This window comes from Mesorhizobium sp. GbtcB19 (genome assembly GCF_019091085.1).
Taxonomy (GTDB): Bacteria; Pseudomonadota; Alphaproteobacteria; order Rhizobiales; family Rhizobiaceae; genus Mesorhizobium.
This window is the reverse complement of the sequence record NZ_JAGXJY010000004.1, coordinates 227,390-248,201: the sequence shown is the minus strand read 5'-3', so window position 1 is coordinate 248,201 and position 20,812 is coordinate 227,390. Positions and strand designations below refer to the sequence as shown.

Genomic DNA, 20,812 nt, shown 5'->3' with positions numbered 1-20,812 from the left:
GCATGCTCCTGATCATCGGCACGGTCCGGCTGCCCCCCGATAGGCTCGAACAGGCAAGGCTGGCGATGAAACGGATGATATCGGCGAGCCGCGCCGAGCCGGGTTGCCTTCACTATTCCTACGCGCAGGACGTGCTGGATGGCGGGCTGATCCATGTTTCGGAGGGCTGGAGCGACCGCGCCGCGCTCGAGGCGCATTTCAAGTCGGCGCATATCGCCGAATGGCGCGCGAGCTGGGCGGAGCTCGGCATCGGCGATCGCAAGCTCGCGCTTTACGAGACGGACGGCGGCGCGCCGACCTGAAAGCGCCTAACCTCAGGCCCGTGCCGCGTCGGCGGTCGCGACGGCGACCAGCCAGCGGCGCACCGCACGCTCCGCCTCGGCGGAGAGGCCGGCGGTGAGTGCGCCTTCAAGCCTGTAGACGCGTTCCCGGCACTTCTTCAGCAAGGCGCGGCCGCTGTCCGAGAGGTCAAGATGCTGGATGCGGCCGTGGACGGCGTGAGGCCGGCGCACGAGGGAGCCCGCCTTTTCCAGATTGCCGACGATCACGCTCACCGTCTGCGGCGTCAGCACCGCCAGCCGGGCAAGGTCGGCATTGGACAGGCCGGGATAGGCCGAAATCATGGTCAGCGCCGCGAACTGCGCCTGCGTCACGCCGAATTCGTCAAGCGCCCGCTCCACCTTCAGGCGATAGGCGCCGGCCGCCTGGCGCAGCAGATAGCCGAGATAGCCTTGCTCGCCGCGCTTGCCTTCGCCCGGGGCTGGAATGGCTGGTGGAGGATTCTGCTTGCGCATGATATCAGTGCTCTTATATGTTATTCGTACTCTGACATTATCGCAACGTGGAGCGAAAGACGATGGGCTGTCGTATCTTTCTCGCCGGTGGCTCGGGCGCCATCGGCCGCCGCCTGATCCCGCAGCTTCTGGCGGCCGGCCATCAGGTAACGGCCTCGACCAGGCAGGCGGCGAAGGCGGAAGAACTGCGCAGGCTCGGCGCCGATCCGGTGGTGGTCGACGTGTTCGATAGGGCAGGGCTACACGATGCGGTCGCGGCGGCGAGGCCGGAGATCGTCATCCATCAACTGACCGACCTGCCGGCCGGACTTGACCCATCGCGAATGGGCGAGGCGATCGCCCGGAACGCGCGCATCCGCGATGAGGGCACACGCAACCTGGTCGATGCCGCCAAGGCTGCAGGCGTCCGGCGCCTGATCGCGCAGAGCATCGCCTGGGCCTATGCGCCGGGAGCGGAGCCGCATGCCGAAGCGGATCCGCTCGATAGTGGCGCGGAAGGCGGCCGGGCTGTCAGTGTCGGCGGCGTCCTTGCGCTGGAACGGCATGTGCTCGGTGCCTCGCCGATGACCGGCATCGTGCTGCGCTACGGCCATCTCTACGGGCCAGGCACCGGCGCGGAGGCCGCCGCCGATCCGGCCGTGCATGTCGATGCCGCCGCCTATGCGGCGCTGCTTGCGGTCGAGCGCGGATCGCAAGGCGCCTTCAACGTCGCCGAGCCGAACGGCCACATCACGACCGACAAGGCCGTCAGCGAGCTCGGCTGGCGCGCCGGCTTCCGGCCGGCTGCGTAAGCAAAGGAGTTGCCGTCGTGACTGAAGACGGTTCTTCGCGAAGCCTTGCGTTGGTCGGCGTCGCCGCGATCTCGGCCGGGCTGCTTGGCATGGCCATGGTCCATAACAGGGTGATCACTCCCCCCGGTGGAATGGACGCGCATATTCACATGATGGGGGCAGATGCCGGGGAAGGGGCGGCGGCCCGCCCGACCACCACCGTCAAGCCGCTCGCCTGCGAAAAACTGCCGAACGTTCCCGGGCATTCGATCACCACGGCGCTGGTCGAATTCCCGCCCAATGCCTACACGCCGCGGCACCGTCATCCCGGCTCGGTCACCGCTTTCGTCATCAAGGGAGCGCTGCGCTCGCAGATGGAAGGCGGGCCGGCCGTTACCTACGCCCAGGGCCAGACCTGGTTCGAAGCGCCGGGCGCCATCCACGCCTTCGCCGAGAACGCCAGCGCCACCGAGTCCGCCGAGCTTTTGGCGATCTTCGTCGCCGAGGACGATTGCGGCCCGCTGACCATACCTGTACCCGACTAAGTCTATCTCCTTGATAAGCGGTGGAGCGCTGCGCGACGCTAATTCGAGCACCGCCAAAATGGCGCCACATGCGGTCGGCATTGCGATTGCCACGCAAAGCCGCCGCGCGTATCCAGGCACGGCAGTTGTTCTCTTTCGCATACCGGCGAGCCGCTCCGTTGCCTGCCAGAAACGACCCACAAGTCTATGCCCGCCGGCTTCGCGCGGTGCTGATCAGCTCGATCCCCGTGCTCGAGGCGCGCGGCATCGTGATCGTGCTGATGGCCGGGGCGGTCGGTGTCATCGCGGGCGCGCTGGTCACCGGCATGAGCGCGCTGGTGCAAGGCATGCACTATCTGCTGTTCGACGTGCAGCCGGGCGGCCGGCTTTCGGCAATGTTCTCGCTCGCCGATCCGGTGCAGGCGATGTACCCGGCCATCGGCGGCCTGCTGCTCGGGCTTTCCGTCATCTGGCTCAGAAAGCGCAAGTTCCGCACGCCGGTCGACCCGATCGAGGCCAACGCTCTATACGGCGGGCGCATGTCGCTCACCGACACTTTCATCATCGTGGCCCAGACGATGATTTCGAGCGGCTTCGGCGCCTCGGTCGGATTGGAAGCCGGCTATACGCAGATCGGCTCCGGCATCGCTTCCCGACTTGCCCGCGCGTTCCGGCTGCGCCGCAACGACGTCCGCATCCTGGTGGGCTGCGGCGCTGCCGGCGCCATCGCGGCAGCCTTCGACGCGCCGCTGACCGGCGCCTTCTACGGCTTCGAGCTGGTCATCGGCATCTACTCCGTCGCCAATGTGGCGCCGGTGATGGCGGCTGCGATCGCCGCCTCCCTGACCGCGGAAGTGTTCGGCGGCGTGCCGTTTCCGCTGGAACTCTCAGGGTTGCCGAATTTGACCGCCAGCGAATACGTGCCGTTCCTGCTGCTGGGATTGCTTGGCGGAGCGGCCTCGATCGCGATCATGCATCTGGTGAGCATCGTCGAGCGGCTTTTCGTGCGGCTGTCGATCGATGCGTCGGTCAGGCCCTTCATCGGCGGGATCTTCGTCGGTCTGCTCGGGCTGGTCACGCCGCAGGTGCTGTCCAGCGGGCACGGCGCGCTGCACCGCGAATTCGCCATGAACTATACGCTTCCGGTGGTGGCGAGCGTCTTCGTGATGAAGCTGGCGGCCTCCGCCATATCGCTCGGCTCCGGCTTCCGTGGCGGCCTGTTCTTTGCCTCGCTGTTCCTGGGCGCGCTGCTCGGCAAGGTGTTTGCCGGTGTCATGGCTATCACCGCGCCGTCGGCGGGCATCGACCCGGCGGTCGCCGCCGTCGTCGGCATGACGTCGCTGGCGGTCGGCGTCGTCGGCGGCCCGCTGACCATGACGTTCCTGGCGCTGGAGTCCACGCGTGACCTGACGCTCACCGGCGTGGTGCTGGCGGCTTCGATCATGTCGGCGATCCTGGTGCGCGAGACCTTCGGCTACTCCTTCTCGACCTGGCGCTTCCATCTGCGCGGCGAAACGATCCGCAGCGCCCATGACGTCGGCTGGATGCGCAGCCTCACCGTCGGCTCGATGATGCGCAAGGATGTCCGCACCATTCCCGCCTCGACGACGCTCGCAGAATTCCGCAAGGAGGTTCCGCTCGGATCCGGACAGCGCGTCATCGCCGTCGAGCAGGCCGACCAATATGTCGGCATGCTGCTGGTGCCGGAACTGCACAGCGATCTTTCCGACGGCGCCACGCCGGTCAGCGCGCTCGCCCAGTTCAAGGACGCGGTGCTGGTGCCGTCGATGAACGTCCAGACCGCAGCCGAGACTTTCCAGCGCACCGGGGCCGAAGAACTGGCGGTGGTCGAGGATTTCGACGAGCGCATCGTTCTGGGGCTGCTCACCGAGAGCCATCTGATGCGCCGCTACGCCGAAGAGCTCGACAAGGCGCGGCGCGACCTGTCCGGCGAGGGCTGACCCGAGCTTTTTATCCCCCGGACGACGAACCATTGCCTCATCGGTGCGGCTGGCTGGCCTACCCGAAGGTCTGAACTGGCCGGATTCGCCGCTTGCAGCTTGTACAGTGTCACTGTACAAAGTGTTCAGTGGAGAACAAACGAGATGCCCAAGGCTTCCGATAAGGGCCAGGCTTCAACCGGGAACAGGAACGGTTCGGTCGCGACAGCCGCCCAGGAAGTGCTGGGCATGCGGCTCAAGAGCCTTCGCCTTGCCCGCCGGCTTTCCTTGCGCGATCTCGCCGAGGCGACCGGAACGAGCGCAAGCTTCATCAGCCAGCTCGAGCGCGGCCTGACCGGCGCCAGCACGGCATCGCTCAATCAGATCGCTTCGGCGCTCGGGGTCAGCGTCGCGCTGCTCTTCGCGGAGAGCACGGCTCAAAACCATCACGGCGTGCTCAGGCGCAGCGAGCGGCCAAGCCTGCCGCCCAGCGACGGCTGCCGCAAGATGCTCTTGTCGCGGCCGCCGCTCAGCGACATGGAAGTCTATGTCGGCGAGTTCGAGATCGGCGGCTCGACCGGTCCCGACCAATACACGCATGGCGACGCGCATGAGATGCTGATCGTGCTGCGCGGCGTCGTCGAGGTTTTCCTCGGCGAGGCGCGCCATGTCCTCGAAGAGGGCGACAGCGTCGAATACAGGACGTCTACACCGCATCGCACCGAGAACATCGGCAGTGGCCGGGCCGAGGTGATGTGGGTCATCGCGCCGCCGACCTCGCCGCGCGCCGAGCTCGATCAATACACGACCTGGAAACCGCCCGCCGCCAGGTAATCGACCAAAACGCGGGCATGAATGGGAGAGTTATCGTTATGCTGAAATTGCGATATGGCATCGGCGCCGTCCTGGCGCTTGGCGTTCTGACCGGCGCGGCTTTCGCGCAGGACAAGCCAGTGGCGGGCGAGGTCAAGGAAGGCTCGCTCAAGGGCAAGACCCTCACTTTCGTTTCCTATGGCGGCATCTACCAGGACGGCCAGGCGGCGGCGCTGAAGGACTTCGTCGACAAGTCCGGCGTCAAGCTGCTCAATGACGGGCCGACCGAGATCGCCAAGCTGCAGGCGCAGGTCGAATCCGGCAATGTCACCTGGGACGTCGTCGATACCGACGACCTGCCGCCATATGTCTATTGCGGCAAGCTGTTCCAGAAGCTGGACCTGACCAAGCTCGATGTCTCGAAGATCCCGGAAGGCCAGGTCGGCGAATGCTCGGTGCCGGCGATGAATTACGGCGTCGTGCTGATGTACAACAAGGAGAAGTACAAGGATAATCCGCCCAAGAGCTGGGCCGACTTCTTCGACACGCAGAAATTCCCCGGCGTGCGCGGCATCGACGGCTCCGGCAGCCCGACCGGCGGCCTGCTCGAACAGGCCTTCAAGGTTGCCGGCGGCGACCCGAAGGCGATGACGGTGGCCGATATCGACAAGGCCATCGACGTGGTCCGCAAGCTCGGTCCCGACACCATCTTCTGGAAGACCGGCGCTGAATCGCAGCAGCTCGCCGAATCCGGCGAAGCCGACATGCTGATGATGTGGACCGGCCGCGCCATGACCGCGGTCAAGAACGGCGCCAAATATGCGCCGGCCTGGCAGGATTGGCTCGTCGTGATGGACCAGATGACGATCCCGGTCGGCGTCAAGGACACGGATGCCGCCTACGCGCTGCTCAATGCCTATCTCGGCAAGAACGCGCAGGAGGTGTTGGCGGAGAAGACCTCCTACACGCCGATCAACAGCGACGCGCAGCCCAAGGTCGACGATTCCGTTGCCGCCTTCCTGACCAACACACCCGATCGCCAGAAGCAGGGCTACAAGCAGAACTTCAAGTTCTGGGTGCCGAACTTCGCGGTGGCGCAGGAGAAGTGGTCGGCGCTAATGGCTGGTAACTGACCGGCTGACAGGGAGATAGCTCGTGAGCGCGCTCGAACCGACGACGCCTTCCGCCCCGCAACGGGCGGGCTGGGTATGGCGGCCGTTCGCGCTCACACTGCCCGCGCTCCTCCTGCTGGTGGCTGTGATCGGCTATCCGCTCCTCACCATCGTGCTGCGCAGCCTGTCGGAACCGCAATGGGGCATGCAGAACTACGCCTGGTTCTTCGGCGCGCCGGTCAATCTGACGGTGCTGCAGCGCACCTTCACCATTTCGGCCTGGGTGACATTGGTCTGCGTGGTCTGTGCTTACCCCTACGCCTATCTGATGACCGCCGTCGGGCCGCGCGTGCGGCTCGTCCTGGTGCTCTGTGTGCTGATCCCGTTCTGGGTGAGCGGCGTGGTGCGCACGCTCTCCTGGGTGATCCTGCTGCAGGATTCCGGCGTCATCAATTCGCTGCTCAGATCGGCCGGTTTCGACGGCATCCGGCTGATCCGCACCCAGACCGGCGTGGTGATCGGCATGGCTCAGGTGCTGCTGCCCTTCATGATCCTGCCGCTCTATTCGGTGATGAAGGGCATTGATCTGCGGCTGATGCGGGCGGCGCAAAGCCTGGGCGCGCGACCTTCGCGCGCGTTCTTCACCGTCTACCTGCCGCTGTCGCTGCCGGGCGTCTATGCCGGCGCGATCATCGTCTTCATCCTGGCGCTGGGCTTCTACATCACGCCGGCGCTGCTCGGCGGGCCGCGCTCGACCATGCTGTCGACACTGGTGCAGACGCAGGTGCTCAGCCTGCTGCAATGGGGACGCGGCGGCGCCATGGGCGTCGTGCTGCTCGTCACGACCTTCGTGCTGCTCGCCTTGGCAGCACCCGTGATGCGGTCCAGGCATCGGGACGTGGGGCGACGCTGATGGAGATGAAGCCGCTCACGCGCGTCATCCTCGGCCTCGTCTGCCTGCTGGTGGCGATATGGCTGGTGGCGCCGACACTGGTCGTCGTGCCGATGTCGTTCAACGAGAACAAGTCGCTCGCTTTCCCGCCGCAGGGCTTTTCCTGGCAGTGGTACCAGAACTTCGCCACCAACCCCGACTGGTCTTCCAGTTTCCTCAATTCGCTCAAGGTCGCCTCGCTGGTGGCGGTGCTGGCGACGGTGCTGGGCACGCTCGCCGCTTTCGGCCTCGACCGCATGAAGGCGCGGCCGGCCAATCTCTTGCGCATGCTGATGCTGACGCCGATGGTGGTGCCGGGTGTGGTTCTCGCAATCGGCATCTATGCTGTCTATCTCGATGCGCAGCTCGTCGGCACGCTGACCGGCTTCGTGCTGGCGCACACCATCCTGGCTTTGCCCTTCGTGCTGATCGCGGTCTCGGCCAATCTCGAAGTGTTCGACAGGCGGCTGGAGACGGCGGCGGCAAGCCTTGGCGCCGGCGCGCTGACCACGTTCCGTACGGTGACGCTGCCGCTGATCCTACCCGGTATCCTGTCCGGCCTGCTGTTCGCCTTCGCCACGTCCTTCGACGAGATCGTGGTGTCGCTGTTCATCACCAACCCCTATCTCAAGACATTGCCGGTGCAGATCTTTTCCTCGATCACCCGCGACGCCGACCCGACGGTCGCGGCCGTCGGCACCATCCTTTTGTTCGCCACCACGCTCCTGATCGGCGGCGGCATGCTTCTCCTTGGCCGCGAGCGGAAGGGACGCCTATGAATCCGAGAGCGCAAAATCGCGGCGCCGCGATCGACCTCGATACGGTCAGCAAGGCCTATGGGTCCTTCAAGGCGCTGGACGGTGTCTCGCTCAGGATCGAGCCCGGCGAGTTTATGACGCTGCTCGGGCCGAGCGGCTCGGGCAAGACGACGACGCTCAACGTGATCGCCGGCTTCACCGACGTGACCAGCGGCAAGCTTCTGGTCGGCGGCAACAGCGTCGTCGGCGTGCCGGCGCACAAGCGCAATATCGGCGTGGTGTTCCAGCACTACGCGCTGTTCCCGCATATGACGGTCGGCCGCAACGTCGCCTATCCGCTGACGCTGCGCGGCATCAAGCCGGACGAGCGCAAGGCGCGCGTCGCCAGGGCGCTCGACATGGTCAAGATGGGCGACTTCGCGCATCGCTATCCGAGCGAATTGTCGGGCGGCCAGCAGCAGCGCGTGGCACTCGCCCGCGCCATCGTCTTCGACCCGCCGCTGCTGCTGATGGACGAGCCGCTCGGCGCGCTCGACAAGAAGCTGCGCGAATGGCTGCAACTCGAGATCAAGCGCATCCACCGCGAGCTCGGCACCACCTTCGTCTATGTCACGCACGACCAGGAAGAGGCGCTGGTGCTGTCGGATCGCATCGCGGTGTTCAACCGCGGGCGCATCGAGCAGGTCGGTACCGGCCGCCAGCTCTATGACGAGCCGGCGACGCTGTTCGTCGGCCGCTTCATCGGCGATTCCACCGTGCTGCGCGGCAAGGCGAGAAGCGATGGCACCAGCACCGCGCTGACCGTCGCCGGCGAGACGGTAAGCGCGCCGCGCCGCCTCAATGGCGAGACCAGCCCGGTGATGCTGCTGCGGCCGGAGAAACTTGCCATCCGCCGGCCTGGACAGGATGCCACCGGCACGAACCGGCTGTCGGGAACGATCGCCGAGGCGATCTATCTCGGCTCGGGGTCGAAATACGAAGTGAAGCTCGCCGACGCCTCGACCGCGATCGTGCGCTGGCCGCTTGCCGGCGAGAGCTTTGGCCTCGGCGACAAGGTCGAGCTCTGCTTCGACGGCGCCGATGCAAAACTCCTGCCCGACGACAGCACGGCCGACACCACGCTCACCTGATCATTTCTTTGTTTCAACGCAATTCCGGACTGAAAACCGCTTCACACCTTTCCTGGAATTGCTCTACCGGAAGCCATCCCATGCAAGTCAAGCGCAACGGCGATATCTCGTTCTGGTATGCGGATTTGGGCGCTATGCCCGCGCCGCGTCCGCCTCTGCCCGGCGACATCGAGGCGGATGTCGCGATCGTCGGCGCCGGCTACACCGGACTGTGGACCGCCTATTACCTGAAGAAGGCGAAGCCCTCGCTGCGCATCGTGCTCATCGAACGCGAGTTCGCCGGCTTCGGCGCGTCGGGGCGCAATGGCGGCTGGCTGTCGGGGGGCTTCGGCTGGTCGCGCGAGAAGTATTTGAAGACGTCGACCCGCCAAGGTGTCACCGCGATGCAGAAGGCGATGGCCGGCTGCGTCGACGAGGTGATCCGGGTCGCGACCGACGAAGGCATCGATGCCGACATCCGCCGCGTCGACAATCTGACGGTCGCCACCAATCCGGCGCAGCTGGAACGCGTGCGTGAGGAATGCGAGACGATCCGCTCATGGGATGCCGACCCCGAGCGCATCGAGCTGCTCGACCAGGCAGCGACACGGGCCCGTATCAACATCCGGAATGTCATGGGCGGCTTCGTGATCCACGGCCAGGCGCGCGTGCAGCCGGCCAAGCTGGTGCAGGGGCTGGCTGCGGCGGTCGAGCGTCTCGGTGTTTCGATCTACGAGAAGACGACGGTGACGGCGATTGCCAAGGGCGCTGTGACCACCGATCGCGGTACGGTGCGGGCCGAAACCATCATCCGCGCGACGGAAGGTTTTACCGCCGGCATTCCGGGCGAGGAGCGGACCTGGCTGGCGCTGAACAGCGCGCAGATCGTCACCGAACCGCTGTCGGAGGAACTCTGGCGCAAGATCGGCTGGGAGGGCCATGAGCTGCTCGGCAATGCCGCGCATGCCTATTGCTATGCGCAGCGCACGCGCGAGGGGCGCATCACCATGGGCGGGCGCGGCGTGCCCTACCGCTACGGCTCGCGCACCGACGTCAACGGCCAGACGCAGCAGGCGACGATCGACCAGCTGCACTCGATCCTGACGACGCTTCTGCCACAGACAGCGGAGTGCCGCATCGATCATGCCTGGTGTGGCGTGCTCGGCGTGCCGCGCGACTGGTGCACGACGGTCGGCCTCGACCCTGCGACGCGCATCGGCTGGGCCGGCGGCTATGTCGGGCTCGGCGTGTCGAGCTCCAACCTGTCGGGACGCACGCTGGCGGATCTGGTGCTCGGCCAGAATACCGAACTGACGCGGCTGCCCTGGGTCAACCGCAAGGTGCGGCCGTGGGAGCCGGAGCCGTTCCGCTGGCTGGGCGTCCACTCGATGTACCAGCTCTACCGCATTGCCGATACCCGCGAGGCCGCGGGACTCGCGCACACCTCGAAGCTTGCCGCCCTGGCCGACAGCATCACCGGTCATTGATCTTGGAGCCTATCTTGATCGATCTCTCGACTTTCCACGACCTCGCCAAGGCCGATATCGGCGCCTTTTCACCTAAGCCGACCTCTTTCGAAGGGGACCAAGTGGAGGCCGCGCGGTCGTTCTTCCAATCGCCGGACGGCACCGTTGACATCGGGATCTGGGAATGCACGCCCGGCCGCTTCACCGCCGACCGCTCAGGCTCCTCGGAGATATGCCACATCATTTCCGGCCGCGCCGCAGTGAGCCGCGCCGATGGCGAGATGCGGGAACTCGGGCCAGGCGATCTTCTCGTCCTGCCGCAGGGGTGGAAGGGCGAGTGGCGCATCCACGAGACCACCCGCAAGCTCTACATGATCCAGAGCGCCGACTGATCGTTGATCGCCTGGCGTATGCCGTATGCCTGAAGCGTTCGCTCCTGGCGGCGCTTCGTCAATGATCGATCGGGCCTTTGGGTGAGACGAGCGTCGTGCCCGCGGTGGTCGGGCGCTCGATCATGCGGCGCACGCGCGGCGGATTCTCGCCGCTGTGCAGCGCGCGGATGCGTTCGCCGACCACGGCGTCGGCATGGGTGGCGCGGCGGTTGTGGCGGATATACTCGACCCAGGTCGGCGTGTGGTAGTGCTCGATCCAGATGCCGGGATTTTCGAGGTCGCGGGCTAAAGTCCAGTTGCGGGCGCCGTCACGGCGGCGGATGCGGCCGCGCTCGGCCATGGTGGCGAGGAACTCCGGCACGTCGTCCTCGCGGATGACGTACTCGATCATGATGGCGATCGGGCCACTGCGCGGCTTCAGATTGAGCGCCAGCATCGGCTCCTTGAAGCGGTTGAGCGGATCGAGGTTGAGCACCGTCTGCCGCGGCAGCGGCAGGACGAAGCCGATGGCGCCGCCGGCCAGCATCGCGATGGCCGCGGCGATCAGCGCGGTTTCCGCGCCATGCGCGTCGGCGACCACACCCCAGATCCAGCTGCCCAGCGCGATGCCGCCGAAGGTGGCGGTCTGGTAGATCGACAGCACGCGGCCGACCACCCAGCGCGGCGTCGACATCTGCACCGTGACGTTGAAATGCGAGAGCGCGATGACCCAGCAGGCGCCGCCGATCAACAGGCCCGCCGATGTCTGCCAGGCATTGTGGCTGACGGCGGCATTGAAGGCGCAGAGCGCGAAGCCGCAAAAGGCCATGCGCACCATCACCTCGCTGGACAGCAACTGCCGCAGACGCACGCTGATCAGCGCGCCGCCGACCGCGCCGATGCCGAAGGCGCCGAGCATGATGCCGTAGGTCAGCGCGTCGCCCTTGACGACGTCGCGCGCCACCAGCGGCAGCAGCGCCAGCACCGCACCCGCGCTGAAGCCGAAGGCCGAGCCGCGCACCAGCACTTTCGCGATGTTGGGCGACATGGCGACATAGCGCAGGCCGGCGCCCATCGCCGCGCCCAGCGACTCGCGCGGCAGGGTTTGCTCCGGCAGCGCCGGCTTCCAGCGGAACAGCACGACGATCAGGCCGATATAGCTGATGGCGTTGGCGGCGAAGGCCGCGGCAGCACCCGCGGCGGCGACGATGATGCCGCCGATCGCCGGGCCGACGCTGCGGGTGATGTTGAAGCCCAGCGAGTTGAGCGCCACCGCCGCCGGCACCTTGGCGCGCGGCACCATGTCGCCGACCGACGCCTGCCATGACGGGCTGTTCAGCGCCGTGCCGCTGTCGATCAGGAAGGTGAAGGCAAGCAGCGTCCACGGCGTCATCCAGCCGAACCAGGTGAACAAGGTCAGCAGCGCCGAGACCACCAGCATGAAGGTCTGCGCCACCAGCATCACCTTGCGGCGGTTGAAGCTGTCGGCGATGGCGCCGGCAACCAGCGCGAACAGCATGATCGGCAAGGTGGTCGAGGCCTGGACCAGCGCCACCTGGTAGGACGAGGTGGCGATCGTGGTCATCATCCAGGCGGCACCGACGCCCTGGATCAGGCCGCCGAAATTCGACACCAGGCTGGCCGCCCAGACGGCGCGGAAGATGCCGTGCCGGAACGGCGCCAGCGCGGAGACGCGTTCGCTTTCCGGCTCGTCGTCGATCATGGTAGCGCCTTCGTCCGCTACATACGCGCGCCGCGCCCTGATGGGCGGGCGACTCGCCAAAGAGTGCGACCCAACAATAGGAAGGCAAAGGCGAAAATGCGTCGGCGAAGCTTTAAACCAAGCATCTCGCCGCTCTGGACCAACTTTACGATGGAGCGCTTCGCCGTTTCGCGGAAACGGCGAAGCGCTCCATCTCTTTGCCTCGACGCAATTCCGAACGGAAAACCGCTCACACTTTTCCTGGAATTGCTTATTTCGCGCTTGTCACTTGTGCGTGCAGGGCCTCGGTCAGGCCGCCCGTCGTGTCGCCGCCCATGTAGAGCCTGAGCAGCATTTCCATGCCGACCAGACGCAGCCGCGTGGGTTCGTGGCTTCTTGCCATGTCGATAAGGTCGTCCAACTCGGAAGAAGACCATTTCATCGCCTCGCGCAGCAGGCCGCCGCGCAGCAGGCCCTGCGTGCCGGCCGAAAAAGCGTCCGACATCTCGAAGCCGATCTTTGTGGCACGGATGTTTTCATGCGGCAGATGGTGTTCGGCGACCCTTTTCAGCAGCCACTTGCCGGTGCCGTCGCGGTATTTCTGCCTGCGCGACAGATGAAGGGCGAAGTCGATGAGCCGGTTCTCGAGGAACGGCACCCTGAGCTCGACCGACGCCGCCATGCTCAAACGGTCGTGCCGGTGCAGCAGATCCTGCAGGTGCGAGTAGAGGTCGTAAAAGCAGTTCGCGAGGTAAGCGCGGTCGCCGGTCGGCACGACGCCTTCCAATCTGTCGAACAGCTTTGTCTGCAGGAAGTTCAGCTCGGGCGACAGGGCCCTCAGCGCGATGTTGCGGTCCGAGGGTGAGCCGCGACCGATCGAGTTGCGGAACGGCGTGCGGCGCAGTTCGGCGAATTTGCGGTCGCGCCTGGCCTTCGAACGGAACAGCCGCTGCAGCCAGGACTGGCGCCAGAGCCGCATCGTCGATGCCTGCCATTTGTAGCCGCCGAACAACTCGTCGGAACCCTCGCCGGTGAGCAGTACCTTGACGCCGTCGGCGCGGCATTGTTCGGCAAGCGCCAGCAGCGCGGCGTGGCTGGCATGCCAGCCGTCGGTTTCGAGATGCCAGACCGCGCGCGGCCAGAGCTCGAAGAACCGATCCCGGTCGAGGGACACCCGGCGCAGGCTGACGCCGACATGGCGGCCTGTACGCTCGGCGTCCGGCGCCTCGCTGCGGCCGAGCTTCGGGTCGACGACATAGCCGTGCAGCTCGGACCTGAAGCGTTTGGCAAGCGCGGTGATCAGACCGGAATCGACGCCGCCGCTGCAGGCGGTGGCAAGGCTGGTATCGGCGATGCAATGCAATTCGACGCTTTCCTCGAGCAGCGTCTGGAGTGTCGCCGCGTGTTCGGCGTCGGGCGTGTTGTCGCCGGCGATGCGCGCGCTCTCCACGACGTCGAGGACATGCCAGAAGCAGCGCTTCTCGATACCGTCGCCGGTGATCTTCCACAGGCCAGCCGGCGGCAGCCGTTCGATGCCGTCGAAGACGCTGTAGCTGGAATCGCGGCTCTGCCAGGCCAGCCGCAGCGTCAGCTCGCGGGTGTCGATCCGGCGCGCAAAATCATGGCAGGCGAGGATCGCCTTGTCCTCGGAGGCGAACAGCAAGCGCTCGCTGGTTTCGGCGACCGACATCGGCTTGATGCCCAGCCTGTCCCTGGCAAGCCATAGCGCGCCGTCGCGGGCATCGAAATAGGCGAAGGAGAACATGCCGTCGAACAGCGGCACCGCCTTTTGCGGCCCCCAGTGATGCAAGGCCTGCAGCACCACTTCGGTGTCGGACACCGTGCGGAAGGTCAGGCCTTCCGCCTCAAGCGTCCTGCGCAGCGCGCGAAAATTATAGACCTCGCCATTATAGCAGAGCACGCCGTCGCCGGACGCGGTCAGCATCGGCTCGCCAGCGGCGGGCGAAGGGTCGATGATGGTCAGCCGGCGGTGGCCGAGCGCCAGGCGGGCGTCGTTCCAGTTGCCGTGATCGTCGGGACCGCGATGCGCCAATGCCTGCATCATGCGCACGACATCGGAAAGATCGCTGCTGCCGATCGGACCGCGCTTTCGCCAGACGCCGGCTATTCCGCACATGGCCTGCCGGCCGTTTTTGCCTGATGCATTGCTTCCAGAAAACCGCCTGAGACAACGACGCCAGCCGATGCCGGCGCTTACAATCTAACCGCAGCAAACGTCGCCGCAAGCGGTCGTACGGCTTGCGGCAGGCCGCCCCGACGATTGCTCGAGGCTTCTCGTCAGAAACCGTGCTCGATGCGTTCGAAGATGACGTTGGTGAAGGCAGAGATCTGGCTGCCGATGAACGGGCCGGTCAGCGCCACCACGAGCATGATGGCGACGATCTTCGGCACGAAGGTCAGCGTGATTTCCTGGATCTGGGTCAGCGCCTGGATGAGCGCGATGCCGATGCCGACGACCATCGCCACCAGCACCACGGGCGCGGAAGCGGTAAGAACCGTCCACACGGCGTACTGGACGATATCGAGGGCGTCGGCCTCGTTCATGGACTGTCCCTGTGCCGCTAGGCGGCCGGCTTGATCGACACGCCCGAGCCGACCGGGACCTTGGTGCCGTCCTGCAGCACGGCGATCAACCCGTTGCTGGAGAGCGTCACCGACGCCACGGTGCCGGTGGTCTTGCCGTCGGCCGAGGTGATCGAGCGGCCGATCAGCGCGTCGGCCTGCGACAAGGCCGACGACTGCATGATCTGGTCGAGCTTGGTGTTGGTCTGCACCGACTGCTCGACCTGGGAGAAGGTGGCGAGCTGTGCGACGTACTGCGTCGAATCCATCGGTTTGGTCGGATCCTGGTTCTTCATCTCGGCGATCAGGAGTTTCAGGAACGACTGGTAATCCACCGCCGTCTTCGAGGTCTGCTGGCTGGCCTGGTTGGCGCCAACCGGAATCGTTGTCGTCATGTCGACGGCCATCTTATTCTCCTACAGCCAATGCGCGGGGCGCTTCAGGAATGTCGTCACTGCCCTCGAGCGCCTTGCGCTCGAGCGGATAGAGCGCGCGGATCGCCTTCAGCGCCTCGTAGATATCGTCCTCGCCGACCATGCGGTCGATCTGCTTCAGGCCCTTGCAGATGTCCTGGTTGTCGAAGCTTGCGATCAGCATCGGCAGCGAGCGGCGGAACATGTCGCGTGCTTCCGCTGCGCCCAACGGGTTGATCAGCATGATCTGGACGATGAAGTAAAGCTGCCTGAGCGGCGTCGAGGCCTGGTCGGCCTGGAGGACATGGCTTTCGAGCAGGAACTGCACGTCGTTCATCAGCTCGATGGTGACCTTGCGGTCGACGCGGATGACGGCGCCGTTGATGTAGATCTTCTCGTTGGGCTTCAGCGAGATCTTCAGCGTGTTGGTCATTGGAGGCCGTCTCGGATGATCTGGGATACCTCGATCAATCCTTCGAAATTGTTGGTGCGGCCCTGGCGGATGTCTTCAGTCTCGCGCAGCAGCCAAAGGCCGATGGAGATCAGGTTGGCGCGCAGCTCCTTGGGGAGCGCGTTGTCGGTGGAGCCGAGGTCCTCGACGAAGGTGGTCCAGATGCGGTTGGTGAAGTGCAGCGCCTCGACCGCTTCCATCGAGTCGGTGCCGACCGCGGCCGCCGCCGCCAGCATGTCGATCGAGCGGGTAAGCAACTGCCGCTCCCGGTCCTTGGCGTCGGCGACGGAGTCGGTCTGGATGTCGGCGTAGGAGAATTGATACATCGTCGGCGCTCTGGCGTTTCGGTGTGAGAGTTCAGGTCAGATAGTTCAGCAGGCTGAGCTGCTGCAGACGCGCAGTCAAGGCAAAGGACGTTTCGATATGCTGCGTCAGGTCGGCGACGCGGGTCGCCGCTTCCGTGGGATCGACGCCTTCGAGATCGACGATATGCTTCTCGAAGAGGTCGACCTGCGTCTTCATGCGGTCGCTGGCATCGGACACGCGCTGCTGCGCGATGCCCGTCTCGGCCCGCGCCTGGGTAATGCCGCCGATGGCTTCGCCGACCAGCGCCTGCGCCCGGCTGACGATCGCGTTTTGCGCCGCCTCGCTGACGGTGCCGTTGACCAGGCTGCTGACCATGGCGGCCGCCATTGCAAGTTTGCGGATGCCCTGCTCGTTGGCGCTGACCGAGGTCTGGGTGGTCTCGTTGAGCGAGATACGGCTGGTGATCTGCTCGTCGGTGGCGCTCGACCAGTTGGCCTGCCAGCCGGAACCCAGAAATTGCGGCTCGACTTGGGTGGTGATGAAATTGTCCATCTGCGCGGCGGTGATATTGGCTGCCGCCGGGTCGGTCTGCGTGAAGCCGAAATAGCTTGAAAAGGCGGCATCGAACGCCGCCTTGGCCGGCGAGCCGGCGGCGCTGAAATCGTCGATCGGCTTGACGTCGGTGTTGGTGCCGGCAAACAGATATTCGCCGTTGACACTGGTGTTGAGGATGCCGGTCATCTGCTGCAGCGCCGAGGCTCCGGCGGTCCGCAGGATGCTGGCCGAGGAGTCGCCCGATACGCCGCTGGTCAGCGCCGACAGGAAGCTCTGCGCGGTGTCGGCGACCTGGCCGAGGGAATCCTGGGTCGATTTCAGGCGCGCGGTGACGAGCGCGTTGGAATCGACGATGCCGTTCAGACGGTCGAGATCGCGCTGGAAGGTGACGGCCTGCGTCGTGCGGCTGCCAAGCGCCAGACCGACGTCGGCGACCGTGCCGGTCTGTGACTCCTTCGTCGCCTTGACGAGATCGGCCTGCATCTTTGCCTGCTGATACCGCAGCGCGTTGGAAATGGCAGCTGAGGAAACGCCTGTCGCTCTCATGAATTATCCCACCGCAGCCAACAGGGAGTCCAGCATGTCACCGACCGTTTTCATCATATGCGCCGAAGCCTGGTAGGTGTGCTCGAGGTCGAGGAGCAGGGACATCTCCTGGTCGACATTGACCCCGGTGTCGTTCGACAGCGCCTCGGCGGTGCGTGCCGCCAGCGCCTGCTTGTTGTCGGCATTGGTCGAGGCCTGCTGGCGCACGCCTTCGAACCAGCCGATGGCATTGGCCGCGTAGTCGGAGACGCCGGAGCTGACGGTGATGCCGGCCGAACTGTCGAAGGCCATCGGCTGATCAAGCTTGTTGCCGTAGCTGATCAAAAGGTCTGCATAGGATGCGCCGCCGGTGTTGACGACATAAGCCGCGCCATTGGCGCCGCCGTCGCGCAATAGCGCCGGGTTGCCGCCGGCGCTCGGATCGAAGGCGGCGTTGATGCTGATCGAACCGGCGAGGCCATCGACCAGGGTGCCGGCCGCCGGAATTGCCGGCGCGCCGGACCATGTGAACAGGCCGGTCGCATTGGGCTGCGACGGCGCGGTTTCGGCAAATGCCGTGACGAGGCCGCGCGCGATTTCGTCGAGCTGGCTCTGCATGGTCGAGGCAACGCCGTCGCGCAGCTTCAACAGGCCCGCCAACTTGCCGTCGGCGGTGGTGTTGTCGCTGGCGCCCGCCGAGACAGGCACGTTGTCGATGTAGATCGTATTGCCGGACGTGCCGGCCGAATAGCCGGAGGACGGCGTGAAGGTCACTGAACGCGGCACGGTCTCGAACAGCGTCGTGCCGTCCTTGGTGGTGATGACCATGTCGTTGTCGCCGCGCGTGAAGGTCGAGATCGGGACATATTCCGAAATCTTCTTCAAGAGCGCGTCGCGCTGATCGAGCGCGTCGGACACGTCGGTGCCGGAACGGGTGCCCGAGATGACGGCCTTGTTGGCGTCCTGGAACTGGCTGAGCAGCGAGTTCAGATCGTCGACGGCGGTGGCGATCTGGCTGTCCGCCTGGGTGCGGAAATCCTGGATCGCCTTGGTGCCGCTGTTCAGCGAATTCACCACCTGCTTGGCGGCGTCGACGACACTGGTGCCGAGGTTCTGGTTCGACGGCGTGGTGGCGTAGAGTTGCAGGGCCTTCTGCAGATTGGCGATGGCCGTCGAAGGGGACGACGCATTGTCGACGCCGTTGACCGAAAGATCGAGCTGATCCATGCCGTTGTAAAGCGTGCTCTGGCCGCTCGATGCCGACAGAGCCGAAAGGTTCTGGCGGAACAGAAGCTCATTCGCGGTACGTTGGATTTCCACCATTCTGGCGCCGGGCGCCGTGCTGGTGACCACGGCGATGCGGCGGGTATAGTCCGGGTTCGACGCATCGGCGACATTGCGCGATACGACGCTGGTTTGCTTGGACGTGGCCAGAAGCGCCGACTGGGCAATGCTTAGTGCGGAGGAAAGCGACATGCGGATCTTTCACGGGCGGCGCCCGTCGGTTATCTCTTCAGGTTGACGAGGACGTCCATCAGGTCCGAGCCGGTCTGGAAGACCTTGGAATTGGCGGTGTAGCTGCGCTGCGCCGCAATCATGTTGGTCAGTTCCTCGGCGATATCGACGTTGGAATTTTCGAGCGCTCCGGAGACGATGGAGCCGAGCTTGCCCTCATTGGCAAAGCCGATATGGACCGCGCCGGAATCGGTGCTCTGCACATAGACGTTGCCGGGCATGGCGGTGAGGTTGTCGGGGCTCTGAACGTCGGCCAGCGGGATCTTGTAGAGCGCCTTGGTCGAGCCGTCCGCGAACTGCGCGTAGATGACGCCGTCCTGGCCGATCTGGACCTTCTGGATGGAGCTCGGCGCGTTGCCGTTGACCTTGGCGTCGGCGACGGTGAAGCCGGTGCCGAGCTGTGTCAGCTTGGAGAGATCGAGGTTGAGGGTCTGGCCGCCCGGAACGGTGAAGGAGACGCCCGTGGTCGCGCCGGTGAGCTTGCCGGTGGTGGTGTCGAAGGTGAGGTTGGCCGATCCCAACGCGCCGCCCGTATAGGGGAAGGAGGTGCCCGGCGTGGCCTTCGACTGATCGAAGACCGCGACCTGCCAGGTGCCGGCGCCGGTGTTGGTGAAGTAGACGTCCAGCAGCTTCTTGTTGCCGAGATTGTCATAGGCGACTAGCGAGGTTTTCGACGTGTATTCGGCGGTCGCGCTGTTGGTGGACGGCAGCGGGCCGGCGGGCGGCGTGGCGCCGGCGGGCAGATTGCCGCTGAATATTCCGTCCGTGCTCGGCGTCGCCGTCATCTGCTGGTCGGAAATCTGCACCGGCACGAGGCCTTCGAAGCCGTTGGCGGTCGCCGCCGGGTCGCCGTTGGCGTAGTCGTAGGCCATGAGCTGGTAGCCGGCGGCATTGACCAGCCGGCCTTGTGCGTCGGGAACGAAGGAGCCGGCGCGGGTGAGATAGGGCGTGCCGCTGGCGTCCTGCACCACGAAGAAGCCGTCGCCGTTGACGGCGAGGTCGGACACCGAGGTGGTGTAGGTCATGACGCCCTGCGTGCTGACGGCGGAGCGGATCGTCGTGGTCACGCCACCGGAATTATAGGCGCCTCCGGTGCCGGGCATGATCAGCGACGAGAACTCGGCCGAAGAGCGCTTGTAGCCGGTGGTGTCCGAGTTGGCGATGTTGTCGGCCACCGCGGAGAGGCGGTTGGCCTGCGCGTTCATACCGGAAACGCCGGTCCGCATCATTCCGTAGAGGCTCATCGATTGATCTCCGCAGTGCCTGGGTAGGAGGCCATAAAACTATGCCTCGTGTCTTGCGCGAGGCTGGCGCGGGATGAGCCTTGGGCGGCCATCAAAACACCAGCCGGTAGCCGAGAAACCGCTTGGAATCGATCGGATCGCGGCCGAGCTTCTCGCGCAGCTTCTTGCGCAGCTTCGAGATGTGGCTCTCCACCACGTTCTCCTCGACCTCCTCGTCGAAGATGCCGTAGATGGCGTTGAATACCTGCGTCTTGGTCACGCGCCGGCCGCGGTTGCTGGCCAGGTATTCCAGGATGCGCCGCTCGCGCCGCGGCAGCGGCAGCGGCTCGCCGTCGATCTCGGGATCGCGGCCGTCCATGAAGATGCGCATCGAGCCGACCTCGGTGTAGGCGGCCTCTTCGGAACCGCGGCGGCGAATGGCGGTGATACGGGCGAGGATCTCGCGGATATGGACAGGCTTGCGTACGACGTCGTCGACGCCGCTTTCGAACAGCCGCAGCGTATGTTCGAGCGAATGCTGTTCGCTGAGCGCGATCACCGGCGCGCCGGTGCGGTCGCGGATCTGACGCGGCGATATCGCGCCCTCACGGCAGTCGCCGATGAGAAAGGCCCTGACGGATCTGAGGTCGGTATCGGCGGCGGAACTCACCCACTCGCCGAATTCACCTGGCGCGAAGCCGGCCGTGGCCACGCCCTCGCGATCGAAAAGTGAAGAGTAGCCCTCTGTTACGAGCTCTCGCTCATCAACGATCACGATCATCGACCCGCCCCCGAATCAGCTCATCTGCCCCGTGCGGAAAGGGGTAGCCGGCCCGGCGAATCCTGAAAAACCATCATTTCTTGTAGCTATTTTCTTGGGAGTTTTTTTGAGGGCCGTAATAAAAGCGGTTGTGCGGGTGTATTTGCCCCACTTTTGGCGGAGGAATATTG

The 20,812-nt window shown here is 65.3% G+C and carries 22 protein-coding genes; 11 read left to right on the top strand and 11 right to left on the bottom strand.

What is annotated here, in order from left to right:
• Positions 1–2 precede the first annotated feature (2 nt).
• Positions 3–302 carry a putative quinol monooxygenase gene (locus tag KVT37_RS10170; RefSeq protein WP_217572293.1) on the top strand — a complete coding sequence of 100 codons (300 nt, stop codon included), beginning with the start codon at positions 3–5 and terminating at the stop codon, positions 300–302.
• 12 nt (positions 303–314) lie between these two features.
• On the opposite strand, the gene KVT37_RS10165 is transcribed toward KVT37_RS10170, so the two are convergent.
• Positions 315–794, bottom strand: coding sequence for a MarR family winged helix-turn-helix transcriptional regulator (locus tag KVT37_RS10165; protein WP_217572291.1), 480 nt, complete (start codon positions 792–794; stop codon positions 315–317).
• A gap of 62 nt (positions 795–856) precedes the next feature.
• On the opposite strand from KVT37_RS10165, the gene KVT37_RS10160 reads away from it, so the two are divergent.
• The 10 genes from KVT37_RS10160 to KVT37_RS10115 all read left to right on the top strand — a co-directional run bounded on the left by KVT37_RS10160 (position 857) and on the right by KVT37_RS10115 (position 10,609).
• Complete coding sequence (locus KVT37_RS10160) at positions 857–1,585, top strand: NAD(P)-dependent oxidoreductase (RefSeq protein ID WP_217572289.1); 729 nt, start codon at positions 857–859, stop codon at positions 1,583–1,585.
• 17 nt (positions 1,586–1,602) lie between these two features.
• Positions 1,603–2,109 (top strand): cupin domain-containing protein, encoded by a 507-nt coding sequence (locus KVT37_RS10155; protein WP_217572287.1) that lies wholly within the window; start codon positions 1,603–1,605, stop codon positions 2,107–2,109.
• A gap of 158 nt (positions 2,110–2,267) precedes the next feature.
• Entirely contained in the window at positions 2,268–4,049 is a 1,782-nt protein-coding gene (locus KVT37_RS10150) for a chloride channel protein (protein WP_217572285.1), read from the top strand.
• A 144-nt stretch (positions 4,050–4,193) separates the two neighbouring features.
• Complete coding sequence (locus tag KVT37_RS10145; RefSeq protein ID WP_217572283.1) at positions 4,194–4,862, top strand: helix-turn-helix domain-containing protein; 669 nt, start codon at positions 4,194–4,196, stop codon at positions 4,860–4,862.
• A 38-nt stretch (positions 4,863–4,900) separates the two neighbouring features.
• On the top strand, positions 4,901–5,974 hold the full coding sequence (locus KVT37_RS10140; protein ID WP_217572281.1) for an extracellular solute-binding protein: 1,074 nt from the start codon (positions 4,901–4,903) through the stop codon (positions 5,972–5,974).
• A gap of 22 nt (positions 5,975–5,996) precedes the next feature.
• On the top strand, positions 5,997–6,866 hold the full coding sequence (locus KVT37_RS10135) for an ABC transporter permease (protein WP_217572279.1): 870 nt from the start codon (positions 5,997–5,999) through the stop codon (positions 6,864–6,866).
• Positions 6,866–7,663 carry an ABC transporter permease gene (locus KVT37_RS10130; protein ID WP_217572277.1) on the top strand — a complete coding sequence of 266 codons (798 nt, stop codon included), beginning with the start codon at positions 6,866–6,868 and terminating at the stop codon, positions 7,661–7,663. Before KVT37_RS10135 ends, KVT37_RS10130 begins: the two co-directional genes overlap by 1 nt.
• Positions 7,660–8,772: an ABC transporter ATP-binding protein gene (locus tag KVT37_RS10125; protein ID WP_217572275.1), complete on the top strand. Its 1,113-nt coding sequence runs from the start codon at positions 7,660–7,662 to the stop codon at positions 8,770–8,772. The genes KVT37_RS10130 and KVT37_RS10125 overlap by 4 nt, the downstream gene beginning before the upstream one ends.
• Before the next feature lie 80 nt (positions 8,773–8,852).
• Positions 8,853–10,238, top strand: coding sequence for an FAD-binding oxidoreductase (locus KVT37_RS10120; RefSeq protein WP_217572273.1), 1,386 nt, complete (start codon positions 8,853–8,855; stop codon positions 10,236–10,238).
• 14 nt (positions 10,239–10,252) lie between these two features.
• A complete protein-coding gene (locus KVT37_RS10115; protein WP_254633916.1) occupies positions 10,253–10,609 on the top strand; it encodes a cupin domain-containing protein in 357 nt (118 codons plus the stop codon).
• A gap of 58 nt (positions 10,610–10,667) precedes the next feature.
• Here KVT37_RS10115 and KVT37_RS10110 read toward each other — a convergent pair whose 3' ends face one another.
• The 10 genes from KVT37_RS10110 to KVT37_RS10065 all read right to left on the bottom strand — a co-directional run bounded on the left by KVT37_RS10110 (position 10,668) and on the right by KVT37_RS10065 (position 20,642).
• Positions 10,668–12,311 carry an MFS transporter gene (locus tag KVT37_RS10110; RefSeq protein WP_217572269.1) on the bottom strand — a complete coding sequence of 548 codons (1,644 nt, stop codon included), beginning with the start codon at positions 12,309–12,311 and terminating at the stop codon, positions 10,668–10,670.
• 250 nt (positions 12,312–12,561) lie between these two features.
• Positions 12,562–14,427, bottom strand: a complete 1,866-nt coding sequence (gene asnB / locus KVT37_RS10105) for an asparagine synthase (glutamine-hydrolyzing) (RefSeq protein ID WP_217572267.1) — start codon at positions 14,425–14,427, stop codon at positions 12,562–12,564.
• 161 nt (positions 14,428–14,588) lie between these two features.
• A complete protein-coding gene (fliQ, locus tag KVT37_RS10100; protein WP_040989996.1) occupies positions 14,589–14,855 on the bottom strand; it encodes a flagellar biosynthesis protein FliQ in 267 nt (88 codons plus the stop codon).
• 17 nt (positions 14,856–14,872) lie between these two features.
• Entirely contained in the window at positions 14,873–15,280 is a 408-nt protein-coding gene (gene flgD / locus KVT37_RS10095) for a flagellar hook assembly protein FlgD (protein WP_217572265.1), read from the bottom strand.
• 1 nt (position 15,281) lies between these two features.
• Positions 15,282–15,719, bottom strand: a complete 438-nt coding sequence (gene flbT, locus KVT37_RS10090) for a flagellar biosynthesis repressor FlbT (protein ID WP_217572263.1) — start codon at positions 15,717–15,719, stop codon at positions 15,282–15,284.
• A complete protein-coding gene (gene flaF, locus KVT37_RS10085) occupies positions 15,716–16,063 on the bottom strand; it encodes a flagellar biosynthesis regulator FlaF (RefSeq protein WP_217572261.1) in 348 nt (115 codons plus the stop codon). The genes flbT and flaF overlap by 4 nt, the downstream gene beginning before the upstream one ends.
• Positions 16,064–16,094: 31 nt before the next feature.
• Positions 16,095–17,144 (bottom strand): flagellar hook-associated family protein, encoded by a 1,050-nt coding sequence (locus tag KVT37_RS10080; protein ID WP_217572259.1) that lies wholly within the window; start codon positions 17,142–17,144, stop codon positions 16,095–16,097.
• Positions 17,145–17,147: 3 nt separating this feature from the next.
• Positions 17,148–18,599, bottom strand: a complete 1,452-nt coding sequence (gene flgK / locus KVT37_RS10075; RefSeq protein ID WP_217572257.1) for a flagellar hook-associated protein FlgK — start codon at positions 18,597–18,599, stop codon at positions 17,148–17,150.
• Between the two features lie 29 nt (positions 18,600–18,628).
• Complete coding sequence (locus tag KVT37_RS10070; RefSeq protein WP_217572255.1) at positions 18,629–19,882, bottom strand: flagellar hook protein FlgE; 1,254 nt, start codon at positions 19,880–19,882, stop codon at positions 18,629–18,631.
• 91 nt (positions 19,883–19,973) lie between these two features.
• Complete coding sequence (locus KVT37_RS10065; RefSeq protein WP_217572253.1) at positions 19,974–20,642, bottom strand: response regulator transcription factor; 669 nt, start codon at positions 20,640–20,642, stop codon at positions 19,974–19,976.
• Positions 20,643–20,812: the final 170 nt, after the last annotated feature.

Coding starts and splice junctions, on each gene's coding strand:
- KVT37_RS10080 (WP_217572259.1), bottom strand. CDS start 17,144: ATGAGAGCGACAGGCGTTTCCTCAGCTGCCATTTCCAACGCGCTGCGG.
- KVT37_RS10160 (WP_217572289.1), top strand. CDS start 857: ATGGGCTGTCGTATCTTTCTCGCCGGTGGCTCGGGCGCCATCGGCCGC.
- KVT37_RS10110 (WP_217572269.1), bottom strand. CDS start 12,311: ATGATCGACGACGAGCCGGAAAGCGAACGCGTCTCCGCGCTGGCGCCG.
- flbT (WP_217572263.1), bottom strand. CDS start 15,719: ATGACCAACACGCTGAAGATCTCGCTGAAGCCCAACGAGAAGATCTAC.
- asnB (WP_217572267.1), bottom strand. CDS start 14,427: ATGTGCGGAATAGCCGGCGTCTGGCGAAAGCGCGGTCCGATCGGCAGC.
- fliQ (WP_040989996.1), bottom strand. CDS start 14,855: ATGAACGAGGCCGACGCCCTCGATATCGTCCAGTACGCCGTGTGGACG.
- KVT37_RS10125 (WP_217572275.1), top strand. CDS start 7,660: ATGAATCCGAGAGCGCAAAATCGCGGCGCCGCGATCGACCTCGATACG.
- KVT37_RS10170 (WP_217572293.1), top strand. CDS start 3: ATGCTCCTGATCATCGGCACGGTCCGGCTGCCCCCCGATAGGCTCGAA.
- flgD (WP_217572265.1), bottom strand. CDS start 15,280: ATGGCCGTCGACATGACGACAACGATTCCGGTTGGCGCCAACCAGGCC.
- KVT37_RS10165 (WP_217572291.1), bottom strand. CDS start 794: ATGCGCAAGCAGAATCCTCCACCAGCCATTCCAGCCCCGGGCGAAGGC.
- KVT37_RS10140 (WP_217572281.1), top strand. CDS start 4,901: ATGCTGAAATTGCGATATGGCATCGGCGCCGTCCTGGCGCTTGGCGTT.
- KVT37_RS10065 (WP_217572253.1), bottom strand. CDS start 20,642: ATGATCGTGATCGTTGATGAGCGAGAGCTCGTAACAGAGGGCTACTCT.
- flgK (WP_217572257.1), bottom strand. CDS start 18,599: ATGTCGCTTTCCTCCGCACTAAGCATTGCCCAGTCGGCGCTTCTGGCC.
- flaF (WP_217572261.1), bottom strand. CDS start 16,063: ATGTATCAATTCTCCTACGCCGACATCCAGACCGACTCCGTCGCCGAC.
- KVT37_RS10120 (WP_217572273.1), top strand. CDS start 8,853: ATGCAAGTCAAGCGCAACGGCGATATCTCGTTCTGGTATGCGGATTTG.
- KVT37_RS10130 (WP_217572277.1), top strand. CDS start 6,866: ATGGAGATGAAGCCGCTCACGCGCGTCATCCTCGGCCTCGTCTGCCTG.
- KVT37_RS10145 (WP_217572283.1), top strand. CDS start 4,194: ATGCCCAAGGCTTCCGATAAGGGCCAGGCTTCAACCGGGAACAGGAAC.
- KVT37_RS10070 (WP_217572255.1), bottom strand. CDS start 19,882: ATGAGCCTCTACGGAATGATGCGGACCGGCGTTTCCGGTATGAACGCG.